Source organism: Kitasatospora sp. NPDC098652 (genome assembly GCF_044760155.1).
In the GTDB taxonomy this organism is placed as follows: Bacteria; Actinomycetota; Actinomycetes; order Streptomycetales; family Streptomycetaceae; genus Kitasatospora.
Window position 1 is genome coordinate 480453 of record NZ_JBIWAQ010000003.1, and the last position, 19707, is coordinate 500159.

5 protein-coding genes and 1 pseudogene are annotated in these 19707 nt (G+C 74.9%); all 6 read left to right on the forward strand.

The features are described 5' to 3' along the window. Window positions 1-63: 63 nt before the first annotated feature. Window positions 64-13629: pseudogene (locus ACIQWA_RS10120) on the forward strand (amino acid adenylation domain-containing protein); the annotation flags it as partial. A gap of 83 nt (window positions 13630-13712) precedes the next feature. After that, entirely contained in the window at window positions 13713-14759 is a 1047-nt protein-coding gene (locus ACIQWA_RS10125; protein WP_360234239.1) for an SAM-dependent methyltransferase, read from the forward strand. Beyond that, a complete protein-coding gene (locus tag ACIQWA_RS10130; protein WP_402480569.1) occupies window positions 14759-15790 on the forward strand; it encodes an aminotransferase class I/II-fold pyridoxal phosphate-dependent enzyme in 1032 nt (343 codons plus the stop codon). The genes ACIQWA_RS10125 and ACIQWA_RS10130 overlap by 1 nt, the downstream gene beginning before the upstream one ends. An 80-nt stretch (window positions 15791-15870) precedes the next feature. After that, window positions 15871-17175 carry an MFS transporter gene (locus ACIQWA_RS10135; RefSeq protein ID WP_402480572.1) on the forward strand — a complete coding sequence of 435 codons (1305 nt, stop codon included), beginning with the start codon at window positions 15871-15873 and terminating at the stop codon, window positions 17173-17175. Between the two features lie 170 nt (window positions 17176-17345). Then, a complete protein-coding gene (gene hppD, locus ACIQWA_RS10140) occupies window positions 17346-18494 on the forward strand; it encodes a 4-hydroxyphenylpyruvate dioxygenase (protein WP_402480574.1) in 1149 nt (382 codons plus the stop codon). After that, the gene (locus ACIQWA_RS10145) at window positions 18491-19642 is read left to right on the forward strand and encodes an alpha-hydroxy acid oxidase (protein ID WP_402480577.1); all 1152 of its coding nucleotides are present in this window, start codon (window positions 18491-18493) and stop codon (window positions 19640-19642) included. The genes hppD and ACIQWA_RS10145 overlap by 4 nt, the downstream gene beginning before the upstream one ends. Window positions 19643-19707: the final 65 nt, after the last annotated feature.

A 19707-nucleotide genomic window follows, 5' to 3' on the forward strand; every position in this document is an offset into this window, starting at 1 on the left:
GGCCGTCCCCGGTGGCCCGACCGCCCAGTCCCCGCTCAGTACGTCATCCGTCGGAGGCAGACCGTGATCCCGTTGTCGTTCGCGCAGCAGCGGCTGTGGTTCATCGAGCAGCTGGAGGGCCCGAGCGCGCTCTACAACACCCCGTTCGCCGTCCGGCTGACCGGTGGGCTCGACGCCGCCGTCCTCACCCTCGCGCTGCGTGACGTGCTCGCCCGGCACGAGGTGCTGCGCACCACCTTCCCCGCCGTCGACGGCCGCCCGGAGCAGTCGATCGCCGAGCCGCGGAGCCCCGCCGTCGCCGCCGTCGAGGTGGCCGCCGTCCCGGTCGCCGACGAGACCGAGCTGACCGCCCGGCTGGCCGCGGCGGCCAGGCACGTCTTCGACCTTGCGACCGAACTGCCCATCCGCTGCACGCTGTTCTCGCTCTCCGCCGAGGACCACGTGCTGCTGGTGCTGATGCACCACATCGCCAGCGACGGCTGGTCCGTCCCCCCGCTCTTCCGCGACCTGGACACCGCCTACCGGGCCCGCCGGGCCGGCAGCGCGCCGCAGTGGGAGCCGCTGCCCGTCCAGTACGCCGACTACACCCTCTGGCAGCGCGAACTCCTCGGCGAGGAGGACGACCCGGAGAGCGTGCTCGCCACCCAACTCGCCCACTGGCAGGGCGCCCTGGCCGAGGCCCCGGAGGAACTGGCCCTCCCCTACGACCGCCCGCGCCCGAGCTCGCCCACCCGGCTCGGCGGCGCCGCCGAGCTCGCCCTGGACGCCGAACTGTACGCGGACCTGGCCGAGTTGGCGGCCGCGGAACGGGCCAGCCTGTTCATGGTCCTGCAGGCCGCCGTCGCCACCCTCTACACCCGGCTCGGCGCCGGCACCGACCTCCCGCTGGGCACCGCGGTGGCCGGGCGCACCGACGAGGGCCTGGACGACCTGGTCGGCTTCTTCGTCAACACCCTCGTCCTGCGCACCGACACCTCCGGCGACCCCAGCTTCCGCGAGCTGCTGGCGCGCGTCCGCCGCCTCGACCTGGACGCCTTCGACCACCAGGACATCCCCTTCGAGCGCCTGGTCGAGCAGCTCAACCCGGCCCGCGTCCCGGTCCGACACCCGCTGTTCCAGACCATGCTGACGCTGGACAGCGACGAGGACCTCCCCACCGACTTCGCCGGGCTCGACTGCCGGGAGCACGTCCTCGACCAGCACCTCGCCAAGTTCGACCTGTCCTTCGCCTTCGTCGAGCAGCACGACGCGCAGGGCGTCGCCAACGGCCTGACCGGCGCGGTCGAGTACGCGGCGGACCTCTTCGACCACACCACCGCCGCCACCCTCGGCGAGCGCCTCACCCGGGTCCTGCGGGCGGCCGCCGCCGACCCGGACGCGCCGATCGGCAGCATCGAGATCCTCGACCCGGCCGAGCGCGAGCAGCTGCTGACCGGCTGGCACGGACCGGTGGCCGAACTGCCCTCGGCTACGGTCCCCGAGCTGTTCGAGGCCCAGGCCGCCGCGACGCCCGGGGCGATCGCCCTGGTCGCGGGTGCCACCGAGCTGACCTACGCCGAACTCAACGCCCGGGCCAACGGCCTGGCCCTGCGCCTGGTCGAGGCGGGCGTCGTCGCCGAGACCCCCGTCGCCCTGCTGCTGGAGCGCTCGCCCGCCCTGGCCGTCGCCCTGCTCGCGGTGCTCAAGGCCGGCGGCAGCTACGTCCCGCTGGACGACGCCCAGCCGCACGAGCGCCTCGCCGCCGTACTCGCCGACGCGGGCGCCCGGATCGCCGTCACCGACCGCGACCACCCCGCCCTGGCCGGACTGACCACCCTCACGGTCGGCGAGCAGACCGCAGAGAACCTCGAACTCGGCATCAACGGCGAACAGTTGGCCTACGTGATGCACACCTCCGGCTCCACCGGAAAGCCCAAGGGCATCGGCGTCACCCACCGCTCGATCGTCGACCTCGCGCTCGGCGGGGCCTTCACCGGGGAGCACCTCGCCCGGGTCGCGGTGCACTCCCCCACCGCCTTCGACGCCTCCACCTACGAGTTCTGGGCGCCGCTGCTCTCCGGCGGCCGTCTCGTCATCGCCCCGCCCGGGCGGCTCGGGATCGCCGAACTCGGCGACCTGCTCGGCCGGCAGCAGGTCTCCGGCGCCTTCATCACCGTCGGCCTGTTCAACGTGCTGGCCACCGAGTCGCCGCGGCTCTTCGCCGGGCTGCGCGAGGTCTGGACCGGCGGGGACATCGCCTCGCCGGCGGCCATGCGGCGCGTCCTGGAGACCTGCCCCGGCCTGCGCGTGGTGAACGTCTACGGCCCGACCGAGACCACCACCTTCGCCACCCGCCGCGCGATGACCTCCCCCGAGGAGGTGCCGGCCGCCGTGGTGCCGATCGGCCGCCCGCTGCCCAACACCCGGGCCTACGTGCTCGACTCCGGCCTGCGGCCCGTCCCGGTCGGCGTCCCCGGCGAGCTCTACCTCGCCGGGCCCGGCCTGGCCCGCGGCTACGTCGGCCGCCCGGCCCTCACCGCCGAGCGCTTCGTCGCCGACCCGTACGGCGCGCCCGGAAGCCGGATGTACCGCACCGGTGACCTGGCCCGCTGGACCAGCGCGGGCGAACTGGAGTTCGCCGGCCGAACGGACGACCAGGTCAAGGTCCGCGGCTTCCGGATCGAACTCGCCGAGGTGGAGGCGGCGTTCGCCGCCCACCCGGCCGTCCGGCAGGCCTTCGCGACGGTCCGCCAGGACCAGCCCGGCGACAAGCGCCTGGTCGCCTACGTCACCGGCGACGCCCCGCTCGACGAGCTGCGCGCCTTCGTCGCCGACCGGCTGCCCGGCTACATGGTCCCCGCCGCCGTCGTGCCGCTGGCCGCACTGCCGGTCAACTCCAACGGCAAGGTCGACCGGCGCGCCCTCCCCGCCCCCGACTACGCCGCCGCCACCCCCGGCCGGGCGGCCCGCAACGCCACCGAGCAGACCCTGTGCGCGCTCTTCGCCGAGGTGCTCGGAACCGCCGAACCGAGCATCGACGACAACTTCTTCGACCTCGGCGGGCACTCCCTGCTCGCCACCAGGCTCGCCGGCCGCATCCGCACCGCCCTCGGCACCGAGCTCCCCCTGCGCACCCTCTTCGACCACCCCACCATCGCCGCCCTGGCCCAGCACCTCGGCGAGTCCGCCACCCCGGTGCGGGCCGGGCTGACGGCGCGCACCCGCCCGGAGCTGGTGCCGCTCTCCTACGCCCAACAACGCCTGTGGTTCATCGACCAGTTCGAGGGCCCGAGCGCCCTCTACAACACCCCCTTCGCCCTCCGGCTCACCGGCCCGGTCGACACCGGGGCGCTGACCGCCGCCCTGCACGACCTGCTGGCCCGGCACGAGGTGCTGCGCACCCTCTTCCCCGTCGCCGACGGGCAGCCCCACCAGCTGGTCGCCGACTCCGTCGAACCCGCCCTGACCGTCACCGCCGTCGCCGACGAGACCGAGCTGGCCGGGCTGCTGGACCGGGCGAACTCGCACGCCTTCGACCTCGCCACCGAACTGCCGCTCCGGGCAGTGCTGTTCTCGCTCCCCGGCGAGCGGCACGTGCTGCTGCTCCTGCTGCACCACATCGCCAGCGACGGCTGGTCCGTCGCCCCGCTCTTCCGCGACCTGGGCGAGGCCTACCGGGCCCGCTGCCAGGGAGCCGCGCCGCAGTGGGAGCCGCTGCCCGTCCAGTACGCCGACTACACCCTCTGGCAGCGCGAACTCCTCGGTGACGAGGAGGACAAGGACAGCCTGCTCGGGCAGCAACTCGCCTTCTGGCAGCAGTCCCTGACTGACCTTCCGGAGGAACTGGCCCTCCCCTACGACCGGCCGCGCCCGGCCGCACCGAGCCACCGGGGCGAACTGGTCGAGTTCACCGTCGGAGCCGAACTGCACCAGCGGCTCACCGAGTTGGCCACCGCCAACCGGGCCAGCCTGTTCATGGTCCTGCAGGCCGCCGTCGCCACCCTCTACACCCGCCTGGGCGCCGGCACGGACCTCCCGCTCGGCACCCCCGTCGCCGGACGCACCGACGAAGCGCTCAACGACCTGGTCGGCTTCTTCGTCAACACCCTGCTGCTGCGCACCGACACCTCCGGCAACCCCGGCTTCCGTGCACTCCTCGACCGGGTCCGGCAGTCCGACCTCAACGCCTTCGAGCACCAGGACGTGCCCTTCGAGCGCCTGGTCGAACAGCTCAACCCCACCCGCACCCCGGCCCGACACCCGCTCTTCCAGACGCTCATCGCCCTGGAGAACCAGGCGAAGGCGCCGCAGGCCTTCGGGGATCTCCCCTGCGGTGAGCTGGAGTTCGACCTCAACGTGGCCAAGTTCGACCTCTCCTTCGGCTTCGCCGAGCTGAGCGGACCGGGCGGACAGGGCGGACAGGGCGGACCCGGCGGCCTCTCCGGCGCGATCGAGTACGCGGCCGACCTCTTCGACCACGCCACCGTCGCCACCCTCGCCGAGCGCCTGCTGCGCGTCCTCCAGGCGGTGGTCACCGACCCAGACGCGCCGATCGGCACCATCGAGATCCTCGACCCGGCCGAACGCGAGCAGTTGCTGACCGGCTGGCACGGGCCAGTGGCCGAACTGCCCTCGGCTACCGTCCCCGAGCTGTTCGAGGCGCAGGCCGCCGCGACGCCCGAGGCGATCGCCCTGGTCGCGGGCTCCACCGAGCTGACCTACGCCGAACTCAACGCCCGGGCCAACGGCCTGGCCCTGCGCCTGGTCGAGGCGGGCGTCGGCACCGAGACCCCCGTCGCCCTGCTGCTGGAGCGCTCCCCCGCCCTGGTCATCGCCCTGCTCGCGGTGCTCAAGGCCGGCGGCAGCTACGTCCCGCTGGACGACGCCCAGCCGCACGAGCGCCTCGCGGCCGTGCTCGCCGACGCCGGCGCCCGGATCGCCGTCACCGACCGCGACCACCCGGCGCTGGCCGAACTGACCACCCTCACGGTCGGCGAGCAGACCGCCGCCAACCTCCAACTCACCATCACCAGCGAGCAGTTGGCCTACGTGATGCACACCTCCGGCTCCACCGGCACCCCCAAGGGCATCGGCGTCACCCACCGCTCGATCGTCGACCTCGCCCTCGGCGGCACCTTCGCGGGCGGCGCCCACGACCGCGTCCTGGTCCACTCGCCCACCGCCTTCGACGCCTCCAGCTACGAACTCTGGGCCCCACTCCTCTCCGGCGCCCGCCTCGTCCTCGCCCCCGCCGGACGCCTCGGCGTCACCGAACTCACCGACACCATCCAGCACGGCGGCGTCACCGCCGCCTGGCTCACCGCCGGACTGTTCAACGTCATGGCCACCGAGTCGCCGCGCCTCTTCGCCGGGCTGCGCGAGGTGTGGACCGGCGGGGACGTGGTCGCCCCCGCCGCCGTCCGCCGCGTCATGACCGCCTGCCCCGGCCTGACCGTGGTCGACGGCTACGGCCCCACCGAGACCACCACCTTCGCCACCCACCACCGCATGGCCACCCCGGCCGAGGTGCCGGACAGCGTCCCGATCGGCCGCCCGCTCCCCAACACCCAGGCCTACGTACTGGACGACGGCCTGCGGCCCGTCCCGGTCGGCGTCCCCGGCGAGCTGTACCTCGCCGGAGCCGGCCTGGCCCGCGGCTACGTCGGCCGCCCGGCCCTCACCGCCGAACGCTTCGTCGCCGACCCGTACGGCGCCCCCGGCACCCGGATGTACCGCACCGGCGACCTCGTCCGCCGCACCGCCGAGGGTGTGCTGGAGTTCCTCGGCCGCGCGGACGACCAGGTGAAGATCCGCGGCTTCCGGATCGAACTCGCCGAGGTCGAGGCCACGTTCGCCGCCCACCCCGCCGTCGGCCAGGCCCTCGCCCTGGTCCGCGAGGACCAGCCCGGCGACAAGCGCCTGGTCGTCTACGTCACCGGCGAGGCCACCCCCGGCGAGCTGCGCGCCTTCGCCGGCGAGCGCCTCCCCGGCTACATGGTCCCGGCCGACGTCCTCGTCCTCGACGCGTTCCCCGTCACCCCCAACGGCAAGGTCGACCGCCGCGCCCTGCCCGCCCCCGACCACACCGGCACCCCCGAGGGCCGCGCCCCCCGCACCGGCACCGAGCACACCCTCTGCACCCTCTTCGCCGAAACCCTCGGCCTGCCCGCCCTCAGCATCGACGACGACTTCTTCGACCTCGGCGGCCACTCCCTCCTCGCCACCAGACTGGTCAGCCGGATCCGCACCGCCCTGGACGTCGAACTCCCCATCCGCACCCTCTTCGACCACCCCACCGTCGCCGCCCTGGCCACCACCCTGCCGACCGTCGACGCCCCGGCCCGCCCGGCGCTGCGCCCGCAGGCCAGGCCCGAACTGGTGCCGCTCTCCCCCGCCCAGCAACGCCTGTGGTTCATCGACCAGTTCGAGGGCCCGAGCGCGCTCTACAACACCCCGTTCGTCGCCCACCTCAACGGCGCCCTCGACACCGAGGCCCTGGCCGGGGCCCTAACCGACGTGGTCGCCCGGCACGAGGTGCTGCGCACCACCTTCCCGGCCACCGACGGCCGGCCGCACCAGCTGATCGCCGCGAACGCCGAACCCGCCCTGCACACCCGCACGGTGGCCGACGAGACGGAGCTGCGCGCCGCCGTGGCCGAGGCCACCGGCGAGGTGTTCCGGCTCGCCGAGGACCTGCCGATCCGGGTCTCGCTGTTCTCGCTGAACGCCGAACGGCACGCCCTGGTCGTCCTGCTGCACCACATCGCCAGCGACGGCTGGTCCGTCGGCCCGCTGCTGCGCGACCTGGACACCGCCTACCGGGCCCGCCGCGCGGGCGCGGAGCCCGACTGGCGGCCGCTGCCCGTTCAGTACGCCGACTACACCCTCTGGCAGCGCGGCCTGCTCGGCACCGAGGACGACCCGACCAGCGCCCAGCACACCCAACTCGCCCACTGGAAGCAGGCCCTGGCCGAGCTGCCGGAGGAACTGGCGCTCCCGTACGACCGGCCGCGACCGGCCGCCCCGAGCCACCGCGCCGGCACGGTGGAGTACCGGCTGGACGCCGAACTGCACCGGCGGCTCACCGAGTTGGCCGCCGCCAACCGGGCCAGCCTGTTCATGGTCCTGCAAGCCGCCGTCGCCACCCTCTACACCCGCCTCGGCGCCGGTACCGACCTCCCGCTCGGCACCCCCGTCGCCGGACGCACCGACGAAGCCCTCAACGACCTGGTCGGCTTCTTCGTCAACACCCTCGTCCTGCGCACCGACACCACCGGCGACCCCGGCTTCCGCGAACTCCTCGACCGCGTCCGCCGCACCGACCTGGACGCCTTCGAGCACCAGGACGTGCCCTTCGAGCGCCTGGTCGAGCAGCTCAACCCCACCCGCACCCCGGCCCGCCACCCGCTCTTCCAGACCGTCCTCACCGTGAGCAGCGACCCGGTCCCCGTGCTCACCCTGGGCGGAGTGAGCGGGGCGCTGGAGGGCGCGGGCGAGTCCCAGGCACACTTCGACCTGAACTTCAACTTCACCGAGCAGCACGACGAGGACGGCACACCGCTCGGCGTGACCGCGGCCGTGGAGTACGCGGCGGACCTCTTCGACCACGCCACCGTCGCCACCCTCGCCGAACGGCTGCTGCGCGTCCTGGACGCCGCCGCCACCGACCCGGACGCGCCGATCGGCACCATCGAGATCCTCGACCCGGCCGAGCGCGAGCAGCTGCTCACCGGCTGGAACGACACCGCCGTCCCGATCGCCGACAGCACCCTCTCCGAGCTGTTCGAGGCCAGGGCGGCCGCCACCCCCGACGCGGTGGCCGTGGTGTCCGACACCGAGCGGCTGAGCTACGCCGAACTCGACGCCCGGGCGGGCGCGCTGGCCGCCATGCTGCTGGCCCGCGGGCTGGCGGTGGAGGAGCCGGTCGCGATCCTGATGGACCGCTCGGCCGAGCTGGTGACGGCGATCCTGGCGGTCACCAAGGCGGGCGGCACGTACGTCCCGCTGGACGCCCGCTACCCGCTGGACCGGATGCGGCACATCCTCGCCGACACCCGGGCGCAGCTCGTCCTGGTCGACCCGGCGCACCGCGCGCACCCGGTCCTCGACAGCGGCACCGGCGTCACCGCCCTCGACATCACCACCCCCGACATCACCGCCCCCGACGTCACCGACGCGTCCGCCGCCCGGACCGCCCCCGCCGGCCGCCGCTCCCACCCCGGCCAGCTGCTCTACGTGATGTACACCTCGGGCTCGACCGGCCTCCCCAAGGGCGTCGCGGTGACCCACCGCAACGTCGTCGACCTGCTCACCAACCCGCACTTCCACCAGGGCCACCACGAGAGCGTGCTGCTGCACTCGCCCACCGCCTTCGACGCCTCCACCACCGAGGTGTGGGCGCCGCTGGTGACCGGTGGGCGGATCGTGCTGGCCGCCCCCGGGCAGCTCGACCTGCCCGCGCTGGCCGCGACCATCACCCGGCACGCCGTCACCCTGGTGCAGGCGCCCTCCGGTCTGCTGCGGCTGATGGCCGAGGAGACCCCGGAGGCCTTCCGCGGGGTGCGCCAGGTGTGGACCGGCGGTGACGTGGTGCCGCCGGAGTCCGTCCGGCAGCTGTTCCGGGCGTGCCCGGAGACGGACGTGGTCGCGGTGTACGCGCCGACGGAGACCACGGCCATCAAGACCACCTTCACCATGACGCCCGGCGGGGACGTCCCGGCCGTGGTGCCGATCGGCCGCCCGCTGGCCAACACCCGGGCGTACGTGCTGGACGACGCCCTGCGGCCGGTCCCCGCCGGGGTGCCCGGTGAGCTGTACCTCGCCGGATACGGCCTGGCCCGGGGCTACGTCGGCCGCCCGGGGCTGACCTCGGAGCGCTTCGTGGCCTGCCCGTTCGGCGGCAAGGGCGAGAGGATGTACCGGACCGGCGACATCGTCCGGTGGAGCGCGGACGGCCTGCTGGAGTTCCTCGGCCGCGCCGACGACCAGGTGAAGATCCGCGGCTTCCGGATCGAGCCGGCCGAGGTGGAGGCGGCGCTGGCCGCCCATCCGGCGGTCGGGCACGCGGTGGCGACGGTCCGCGAGGACCGGCCCGGGGACAAGCGCCTGGTCGCCTACGTCACCGGCGGCGCCACCCCCGGCGAACTGCGGGCCTTCCTGGCCGACCGGGTGCCCGGCTACATGGTCCCGGCCGCGATCGTCACCCTGGACGCACTGCCGGTCACCGCCAACGGCAAGGTGGACCGCAGCGCCCTGCCCGCCCCCGACCACACCGGCACCCCCGAGGGCCGCGCCCCCCGTACGGCCACCGAACGGGCCCTCTGCGCCCTCTTCGCCGAGACCCTCGGCCTGTCCGCCCTCAGCATCGACGACGACTTCTTCGACCTCGGCGGCCACTCCCTGCTCGCCACCAAGCTGATCAGCCGGATCCGCACCGCCCTGGACGTCGAACTGCCCATCCGCGCCCTCTTCGACCACCCCACCGTCGCCGCCCTGGCGGGCCACCTGGGCGAGGGCACCGGTCCGGTCCGCGCCCGGCTGCTGCCCCGGCCGCGCCCGGAGCTGGTCCCGCTCTCCCACGCCCAGCAACGCCTGTGGTTCATCGACCAGTTCGAGGGCCCGAGCGCGCTCTACAACACCCCGCTGGTGCTCCGGATCGGCGGCACCCTCGACGCCGAGGCGCTGGCCGCGGCGCTGACCGACGTGGTCGCCCGGCACGAGGTGCTGCGCACCACCTTCCCCGGCGCCGACGGCCGGCCGCACCAGCTGATCGCCCCGAGCGCCGAACCCGCCCTGCACACCCGCACGGTGGCCGACGAGGCGGAGCTGCGGGCGGAGCTGGCCGCCGCGAGCCGGGAGGCCTTCGACCTGGCCGCCGAACTCCCGCTGCGGGCCACGCTGTTCTCCCTTCCGCAGGGTGAGCAGGTGCTGCTGGTGCTGATGCACCACATCGTCAGCGACGGCTGGTCCGTCGGCCCGCTGCTGCGCGACCTGGACACCGCCTACCGGGCCCGCCACGCAGGCGCGGAACCCGACTGGCGGCCGCTGCCCGTCCAGTACGCCGACTACGCCCTCTGGCAGCGCGAGCTGCTCGGCGCGGAGGACGACCCGGACGGCGCCCAGCACCTCCAACTCGCCTACTGGCAAGAGGCGCTGGCCGGGCTCCCGGAGGAACTGGCGCTCCCCTACGACCGCAAGCGGCCACTGTCACCCACCCGGCGCGGGGACACCGTCGAGTTCCGGCTCCCGGCCGAACTCCACGCCGCCGTAGTCGAGTTGGCCCGGGAAAGCCGCACCAGCGTGTTCATGGTGGTGCAGGCCGCGCTGGCCGCCACCCTGGGCCGGCTGGGCGCGGGCACCGACATCCCGCTCGGCACCCCGGTCGCGGGCCGCACCGACGAGGCCCTGGACGAGCTGATCGGCTTCTTCGTCAACACCCTCGTCCTGCGCACCGACCTCTCCGGCGATCCGAGCTTCCACGAGCTGCTGGAGCGCGTGCGGCGGGCCAACCTGGAGGCCTTCGAGCACCAGGACGTGCCCTTCGAGCGGCTGGTCGAGGCGCTCAACCCGGCCCGCTCGACGGCCCGGCACCCGCTGTTCCAGGTGATGCTGACCTTCGCCGCCGGGCCCGAGGCCGAGGCCGCCCTCGACTTCGCCGGCCTGCCCGCCCGGGTGGAGCCCTCGGCGGCCGAACTCGCCAAGTTCGACCTGGCCTTCGGATTCAGCGAGCAGCTGGCCTTCGACGGTCCCGCTGGGCCCGGCGGCCCGGGAGGTGCCCCCACCCCGGCCGGGATCGGCGTGGTGGTCGAGTTCGCCGAGGAGCTGTTCGACCCGGCCACGGTGACGGCGATCGGCGAGCGCTTCGTGCGGCTGCTGGCCGCCGTGGTGGCCGACCCGGCCCGCCCGGTCGACGCGGCGGAGATCCTCGCCCCCGCCGAGCGCGCCCTGATCCTGGACCACTGGAGCGCGCCCGCCGGTCGGCCGGACGCCGCACCCGCCGATCGGCCGGGCGCCGCCGAACTCCGCACCGTCCCGGAGCTGTTCGCGGCCCAGGCGGCCCGGACCCCGCAGGCCGTGGCGGTGGTCGACGGGGAGGAGCGGATCGACTACGCCGAACTGGACGCCCGGGCGAACCGGCTGGCCCGGCTCCTCGCCGACCGCGGCGTCGGCCCCGAGCGCCTGGTGGCGCTGGCGCTGCCCCGCTCGGTGGAGCTGGTGGTCGCCGTGCTCGCGGTGCTCAAGGCCGGCGGCGCCTACGTGCCGATCGACCCGGACTACCCGGCCGACCGGATCGCCTACACCCTGGCCGACTCCGCCCCCGCACTGCTGCTCACCACCACCGCGGCCGCCGAGCGACTGCCCGACCCGCAGCTGCCGTTGCTGCTGCTCGACACCCCGGGGACGGCCGCCGAACTGGCCCGGACGCCCGCCGGGCCGCCCACCCCCGCGCTCGGCCCGGACCACCCGGCGTACGTCATCTACACCTCGGGCTCGACCGGCCGGCCGAAGGGCGTGGTGATCCCGCACCGCAACGTCGCCCGGCTGTTCGCCGCCACCGACCACTGGTTCACCCCGGGCCCGGAGGACGTCTGGACGCTGTTCCACTCCTACGCCTTCGACTTCTCGGTCTGGGAGCTGTGGGGCGCGCTGCTGCACGGCGGCCGCCTGGTCGTGGTGCCCTTCGACACCAGCCGTTCGCCCCGGGAGTTCCTGGAGCTGCTGGTGCGCGAGCGGGTCACCTTCCTCAACCAGACCCCGTCCGCCTTCTACCAGTTGATGCAGGCCGACCAGGAGGAGCCGGAGCTGGGCGCGCGACTCGCCCTGCGCCGGGTGGTGTTCGGCGGCGAGGCGCTCGACCTGGCCCGGCTGGAGCCCTGGTACCGGCGGCACGCCGAGGACGCGCCGCTGCTGGTCAACATGTACGGCATCACCGAGACCACGGTGCACGTCTCCTACCGTCCGCTGGACGCCGCCACGGCCGCCGGGCAGTCCCGGTCGCTGATCGGCGCGGGCATCCCGGACCTGCGGCTGTACCTGCTGGACTCCCGGCTGCGCCCGGTGCCCGCCGGGGTGCCCGGCGAGCTGTACGTCGCCGGGGCCGGCCTGGCCCGCGGCTACCTGGGCCGCCCGGCGCTGACCGCCGAGCGCTTCGTCGCCGACCCGTACGGCGCCCCCGGCACCCGGATGTACCGCACCGGCGACCTCGCCCGCTGGACGGCCTCCGGCGAACTGGACTACCTGGGCCGGATCGACGCCCAGGTGAAGATCCGCGGCTTCCGGATCGAGCTGGGCGAGATCGGCTCGGTGCTCAGCCGCCGCCCCGAGGTGGCCTCCGCCGCCGTGGTGGTGCGCGAGGACGCCCCGGGCGAGAAGCGCCTGGTCGGCTACCTGGTGCCGGCCCCGGACGCCGGGCCGCCGGACCTGGACGCGCTGCGCACCCACCTGGCCGCCGAGCTGCCGGACTACATGCTGCCCGCCGCCCTGGTGCCGCTGGAGCGCCTGCCGCTGACGCCCAACGGCAAGCTCGACGAGCGGGCGCTGCCCGCCCCCGAGCCGGGCCGGGCGGGCGGCGGCCGGGCGCCGCGCACCCCGCTGGAGGAGGTGCTCTGCGGGCTGTTCGCCGACGTGCTCGGCCTGGAGCGGGTCGGCATCGACGACAACTTCTTCGAGCTGGGCGGCCATTCGCTGCTGGCCGGGCGCCTGGTCGCCGGGCTGCGCGAGCTGACCGGCAGCGCCGAACTCGGCGTCCGGGCGCTGTTCCGGGCACCGACCGTCGCCGGGCTGGCCGAACTGCTGGCCGCGGCCCGGGACGGCGCCCCCGCCGAGGAGGACTTCCCGGTGCTGCTGCCGATCCGCACCCGGGGCTCGCGCCCGCCGCTGTTCTGCGTGCACCCGGCGGCCGGGATCAGCTGGGTGTACACCGGTCTGCTGCGCCACCTGGACGCCGAGCAGCCGATCTACGGCCTCCAGGCCCCCGGCCTGGCCGACCTCTCCCGCCACCCGGCGAGTCTGGCCGAGATGGCCCACCGCTACCTGGCCGAACTGCGCGCGGTCCGCCCCGAGGGCCCGTACGCCCTGCTGGGCTGGTCCTTCGGCGGCCCGGTCGCCCACGCCGTGGCCGCGCTGTTGCGGGAGCAGGGCGAGCGGGTCGACCTGCTCGCCGTGCTGGACGGCTACCCGGAGCTGGACGAGTACGCCCGGTACGCCGGCGGCTCCCACGACCGCGACCCGGCGCTGCTCGCCGCGATCCTGGAGTCCCTCGGCCAGCAGGCCGGCGAGATCACCGACTGGCCCGCCGACGAGGCGGGCTACGCGGAGCTGGTCCGGCACGGCGCCGGCCCGCTGGCCGGGCTGAGCGGCGCCGGGGTGGCCCGGGTGGTCGAGGTCTTCCTGGCCGACCTGGCGCTGGCCGGCGACGCCCCGCTGCCCGGCTACGACGGCGACGCACTGGTCTTCGTCGCCGCGAAGGACCGCCCGGCCGACGCCCCCGACCCCGAGAGCTGGCGGCCCCACGTGGGCGGCCGGCTGGAGGTCCACGAAGTGCCCAGCACCCACGGCGCGATGACCGGCCCGGAGGCCCTCGCGGTCATCGGCCCAGTGCTCGCCGACCGCCTGCGCGCCCCCGCGCAGGACCCCACGACCCGCCCCTGAGGCTCCCCCGCACCACCGCGACACCCACCGCACCACCACGCCGAGCGGCCGCGACCCGGCCACCACGAGGAATGGACACACCGATGCAGACTGCCGTCATCCCCGACACCTGGCGCGGCGTCACCCCGGCGCCGATCTCGTCGACCGACGCCTACAACGGCTTCATCGCCGCCAACGTGATCTTCGCGCTGGACCGGATCGGCGTGCTGGAGCAGATCGGCCGCGGCGAGGCGCTCTCCGCCGCCGCAGTGGCCGCCCAGGGCGGCGACACCGCCCGCACCGAGGCCGTGCTGCGCGCCGCCGCCGACTACGGCTACCTCAAGGCCGACGGCGCCGGCTACCTGCCCACCGAGGCGGGCATCGAGATCGCCGCCGCCCGCGGCTACTTCACCTGGGCGGTCGGCGGCTACCACGACGTGTTCGGCCGCGCCGGGCACCTGAGCACCGGCTCGCACCACTACAACGCGGACGTCTTCCGCGACGAGGCGATGGTCGCCCTCGGCTCCGCCCAGTGCGACCAGTCGATGTTCGCCGCGCAGCTCACCGACGTGCTCTCCGGCATCGACTTCCGCACCATCGCCGACCTGGGCAGCGGCACCTCCGCCCGGGTCCGCCGGGTGGTCTCCCAGCGCGAGGGCAGCCGCGGCCTGGGCATCGACATCAGCCGCCCGGCCACCGACATCGCCCGCGCCGACATCGCCGCCGCCGGGATGCAGGACCGGGTCACCGCCGTCCGGGCCGACGTGCTGGGCCTGCTCGGCACCCAGATCGACAACGACGCCGAGGCCGCCGAGGTGGCCGAGGTCGACACCGTGATGAGCTTCTTCCTGCTGCACGACCTGCTCGCCGACCCGAGCACCCGCTCCTCGATCTTCACCCGGATGCGCGAGGCCTTCCCCAAGGCCCGCACCTTCGTGCTCGGCGACACCATGCTGCGCGGCCCGGGCGAGTCCCAGAGCGCGATGCCGGTCTTCTCGGTCGGCTTCGAGCTGGCCCACGCGATGATGGGCGTGCCGCTGCACACCAAGGAGACCTACGAGCAGCTGTTCACCGACGCCGGGCTGCGGATCGACCGGGTCGAGGCGCTGGCCACCCCGCACAGCTGGCTCTACGTCCTCCAGGCCGACTGATGGCCGCCGCATCCGGGGCCAGACACCTGCTGGCCCAGAACGAGCACCCGTACCCGCCGCTGCCGTCCGTACTGACCGCCCTGGCGGGGGCGGTCGGCGACCTCAACCGCTACCCGGACTTCCGCCCGGAGCGCTTCGCCGGGATCATCGCCGACTGGCAGGGCGTCCCGGCCGCGCAGGTCGTGGTCGGCCACGGCTCGGCCGGCGTCGCGCTGGACCTCTTCCACTCCGTCGTCCGCCCCGGCGACAACGTGGTCCACTCGGACCCCTGCTTCGACGCCTACCCGCTGTTCTGCGAGATCGCCGGCGCCGAGGCCCGGTCCGTCCCGCTCGGCGCGGACGCCCGGCACGACCTGGCCGCGATGGCCGCCCGGGTGGACGAACGCACCCGGATCATCGTGCTCTGCAACCCGCACAACCCGACCGGCACGGTCTACTCCTGGGCGGAGCTGACCGACTTCTTCCGCCGGGTGCCGGCCACCGCGCTGATCCTGCTGGACGAGGCCTACGTCGACTTCGCCGGGGGCTGGGCCGCCCCGGCGGTGCCGGACCGGATCGCCGAGTGGCCCAACCTGGTGGTGCTGCGCACCCTCTCCAAGTCGCACGGCCTGGCCGCGCTGCGGATCGGCTACGCGGTCGCCGAGGAATCGGTGGCGCGACGGGTGCGCGGCGTCCAGGTGCCGTACGCGGTGAACCGGCTCCAGGAGGCGGGCCTGCTGGCCGCCGTCGCCGCCCAGGACGAGGTGGACCGGCGGATCGCCGAGATCGCCGCCGAGCGCGACCGGCTGCGGGCCGAACTGCTCGCCCTGGGCCGGTCGGTGCCGCCGAGCCTGACCAACTTCCTCTGGGTGACGGCGCCTTCGCCCGAGGAGCAGCTCCCGGTCAAGTCGGAGCTGGAGCGGCTCGGGGTGGCCGTCCGTTTCTACCCGGGTCAGGGCATCCGGATCGCCGTCGGCGAGAAGGACGCCAACGACGCCGTGCTCGAGGGCTTCACCCGCGCCCACCGGGCCGCCGCCGCGCCGCCCAACTAGCCCCGCCCCGGACCGGCCCCGGACCGGCCCCGGACCGGCACCATCCATCGCCAACGCAGCAGTCAAGGACAGGACAGCACATGCACCCACTTCTGGCGCGGCCGGAGTTCCGGCTCTACATCGCGGGACAGACGCTGTCCGTCCTCGGGGACAGCGCGCTCTTCATCGCCCTCGGCATCTGGGCCAAGGTCCTGACGGGGAGCAGCTCGGCGGCCGGTCTGGTGATGTTCTGCTACGCCGTCCCGATGCTGCTGCTGCCGCTCGGCGGCCTGGTCGCCGACCGGGTCCGCCGACGGCCGCTGCTGGTCACGGTCAACCTCGTGCTGGCGGTGGCGGTTTCGCCGCTGCTGCTGGTCGACGGCCGCGGCCACCTGTGGATCATCTACGGCACCGCGGTGCTCTACGGGCTGGCCGGGGCCGTCCTCACCCCGGCCCAGAGCGCGATGCTGCGCACGATCCTGACGGAGCGTCAGGACTTTGGCGCGGCCGTCGGGTTCACCCAGACCATGCGGGCGGGCACCACCCTGGTCGCCCCGCTGGTCGGTTCCGGCCTGTACGGGTGGCTCGGCGGCCGGGCCGTCGCCCTGGTCGACATCGGCATCCTGCTCTCGGCCGCGCTCGCCTTCCTGGCGCTGCGGGTGCCCGAGACCAAGCCGGAGCCGTCCGGTCGGCACTGGCGCACCGAGGTGCTGGCGGGCTTCCAGCACCTGCGCTCCACCGCCTCGCTGCTGCCGCTGCTGATCGCGACCACCGCCACCGCGACCGTACTCAGCTTCCTCCAGCCGGTGCTGTTCTCGCTCATCCAGCACGGGCTGAACCGCTCGCCGCAGTTCCTGGGCGTGCTGGAGACGGTGGAGGCGGTCGGGGCGCTCGCCGGCTCGGTGCTGGGCGGTGTCCTGATCGGCAAGCTCGGCCCGCGCAAGACGGTGATGCTCGGCTCGGCCACCTTCGGGGTCGGCGCCCTGCTGCTGCTGGCGCCCTCGGTCTGGGTGGTGTCGGCCGGTCTGCTGGTCGCCGGGGCCGGCATGCCGGCCGGTGTGGTCGGCCTGGCCACCGCCGCCCAGTCGCTGACCCCGCCGCAGCTGATGGGCCGCACCCAGGCGGCCGTCAACCTCTCCCTCACCGCCCCGCAGGCGATCGCCATCGGCGTCGGCGCAGGCCTGGTGGCCGCGCTGGACTTCCGCACGGTGCTGGTCGCCATGGTGATCGGCGCGCTGCTGTCCGGCCTCTACCTGCTGGGCAAGCCCGACGCGGTGATCGACGAGGACGAGGACGAGGAGGAGTCGGCGGAGCAGGCGGTCGGCGAACTCACCCCGGCCCCGGCCGAGGACGCCGAACCGGCCGAGGTGCCCGCCGAGGCCACCCCGCGCCTCCAGTCCACCTGACCGGCCCGCACCACCCGGGCCGTTCCCACCCGTCCCCGCACCACCCGTTCCCGCACCATCCGTCCCCGCACCAAAGCATCTCGCCACCGGCCCGCCCCGGCGGCGGCCCTGCCGCACCGCACCGCCGCCGGCGCGGGCCTCCGCGCACTCCTCACGAGAGAGCCCCTCAGATGCCCGACCGTTCCTCTCCCGACACCGCCCTCACCACCGACAGCACCGCCGACAGCACCGCCGACAGCACCGCCGGAGCACCGCTCGAACTCACCCTGGACCACGTCGAGTTCTACGTCACCGACCTCACCGCCGAGGTCGCCCGGCTGACCGCGGAGTACGGCTTCGACCTGCTCGTCCCGCCCACCGAGCGCGGCGGGAGCGCCGAGCGCTGCGTCTCCGCCCTGCTCGGCCAGGCCGCGATCCGGCTGCTGCTCACCCAGCCGCTGGCCGCCGGCCACCCGGCCACCGAGTACCTGGCCCGGCACGAGGACGGCGTGGCCGCGCTGGCCCTGCGGGTCCCGGACGCCACCGCCGCCTACCGCGCGCTGACCGGCCGGGGCGCCGACGGGCTGCGCCCGCCGCAGGCCGCGGACGGCTGCGTCACCGCCGTGGTCGGCGCCTTCGGCGACGTGGTGCACACCCTGGTCGAGCGCGGCCCGGACGTCCCCGCCGACCGGATACCCGGCCTGCCCGACGCCGCCCCCGTGACCGGTGCCGCGCAGGTGGGCCTGCGCGCCGTCGACCACTTCGCGGTCTGCGTCCCCTCCGGCGGCCTGCGCGCGACCGTCCGGCACTACCAGGAGGTCTTCGGCTTCCGGATGGTCTTCGAGGAGCGGATCGAGGTCGGCGCCCTCGGCATGGACTCGATGGTCGTGCAGAGCCCCGACCACAGCGTCACCCTCACCCTGATCGAGCCGCTCACCCCGGACGCCGGCGGCCAGATCGCCTCCTTCCTGGCCGACCACGGCGGCGCCGGGGTCCAGCACGTGGCCTTCTCCTCCGCGGACGCCGTCCACTCCGTCTCCACCATGGCCGCCCGCGGCGTGCCGTTCCTGCGCACCCCGGGCACCTACTTCGACGCCCTGCCCGCCCGGCTGACCCCGCTGCGGCACTCCCTCGACGAGCTGCGCGACCTCAACCTGCTGGTTGACCAGGACCACGACGGCCAGCTGTTCCAGATCTTCACCCGCTCCCAGCACCCGCGCGGCACCTTCTTCTTCGAGGTGATCGAGCGCATCCGGGCCCGCAACTTCGGCAGCAACAACATCCGCGCCCTCTACGAGGCCGTCGAACTCCAGCGCAACGCCAGCGAAGTCGCCGGATGAGCGCCCCGGTCCTGACCCCGCCGGGTGCGGGCACCACCGCGGCGCGGCCGCCGCTGTCCGTCGCCGAGTACGAGCAGGCGGCCCGGGCCGTGCTGAGCCCCCAGGTCTGGGACTGGCTGGCCGGCGGCGCGGAGCAGGAGCGCACCCTGGCCGCCAACCGGGCGGCCTTCGAGCGGCAGGCCGTGGTGCCCCGGGTGCTCGCCGACGTCTCCGGCTGCGACACCTCCGCGACCCTGGTGACCAGCCGGTCGGCCCTGCCGGTGGCGGTGGCCCCGATCGCCTACCACCGGCTGTTCCACCCCGAGGGCGAACTCGCCTCGGCCCGGGCGGCCGCCGTGGCCGGGGTGCCGTTCACCGTCGGCACGCTCAGCAGCGTCGGCTTCGAGGAGCTGGCCGCGACCGGGGCCACGCTCTGGTTCCAGCTGTACTGGCTGCGCGACCGGGCCCGGCTGCTCGAGCTGGTCGCGGCGGCCGAGGCGGCGGGCAGCGAGTGCCTGGTCGTCACCGCCGACGTGCCGTACATGGGCCGCCGGCTGCGCGACGCCCGCAACGCCTTCGCCCTGCCCGGGGACGTCCGTGCGGCGCTGTTGGAGGGCGGCGCCGCCGGGCGGGCGCACCGGGCCACCGCCGAGGTCTCGGCGGTGGCCGCGCACACCGCCGAGCTGCTCTCCCCCGCCGTCACCTGGGCGGACCTCGGCTGGCTGCGCGAGCACACCCGGCTGCCGCTGGTGGTCAAGGGGGTGCTCGACCCGGCGGACGCCCTGCGGGCCGCCGAGCTGGGCGCCGCGGCCGTGGTGGTCTCCAACCACGGCGGCCGCCAACTCGACCGGGCGGTGCCCTCGTTGACGGCCCTGCCGGCCGTCGCCGAGGCGCTGGCCGGGCGGGACTGCCAGGTGCTGCTGGACAGCGGGGTGCGCGGCGGCGCGGACGTGCTCACCGCGCTGGCCCTCGGGGCGTCCGGGGTGCTGCTCGGCCGCCCGGCGATCTGGGGCCTGGCGGCCGCCGGCGAACCGGGCTGCGCCCGGGTGCTGGAGCTGCTGGCCGCCGAACTGCGGCACGCCCTCGGCCTGGCCGGCTGCGCCGACCTGACCGCCGCCGCCACCCTGCGCACCACCCCCCTGCCCTGCCCCGCCTGGAGCGCCCCGTGACCGTCACCGCCCCGCCGCACGAGCTGCGGCTGACCGACCTGCACCCCTCGCTCGCCGACCCGGCG

Bases quoted from the DNA above. Each gene is read 5' to 3' on its own strand.
- ACIQWA_RS10125 (WP_360234239.1), top strand. From the start codon at position 13,713: ATGCAGACTGCCGTCATCCCCGACACCTGGCGCGGCGTCACCCCGGCG.
- ACIQWA_RS10130 (WP_402480569.1), top strand. From the start codon at position 14,759: ATGGCCGCCGCATCCGGGGCCAGACACCTGCTGGCCCAGAACGAGCAC.
- ACIQWA_RS10135 (WP_402480572.1), top strand. From the start codon at position 15,871: ATGCACCCACTTCTGGCGCGGCCGGAGTTCCGGCTCTACATCGCGGGA.
- hppD (WP_402480574.1), top strand. From the start codon at position 17,346: ATGCCCGACCGTTCCTCTCCCGACACCGCCCTCACCACCGACAGCACC.
- ACIQWA_RS10145 (WP_402480577.1), top strand. From the start codon at position 18,491: ATGAGCGCCCCGGTCCTGACCCCGCCGGGTGCGGGCACCACCGCGGCG.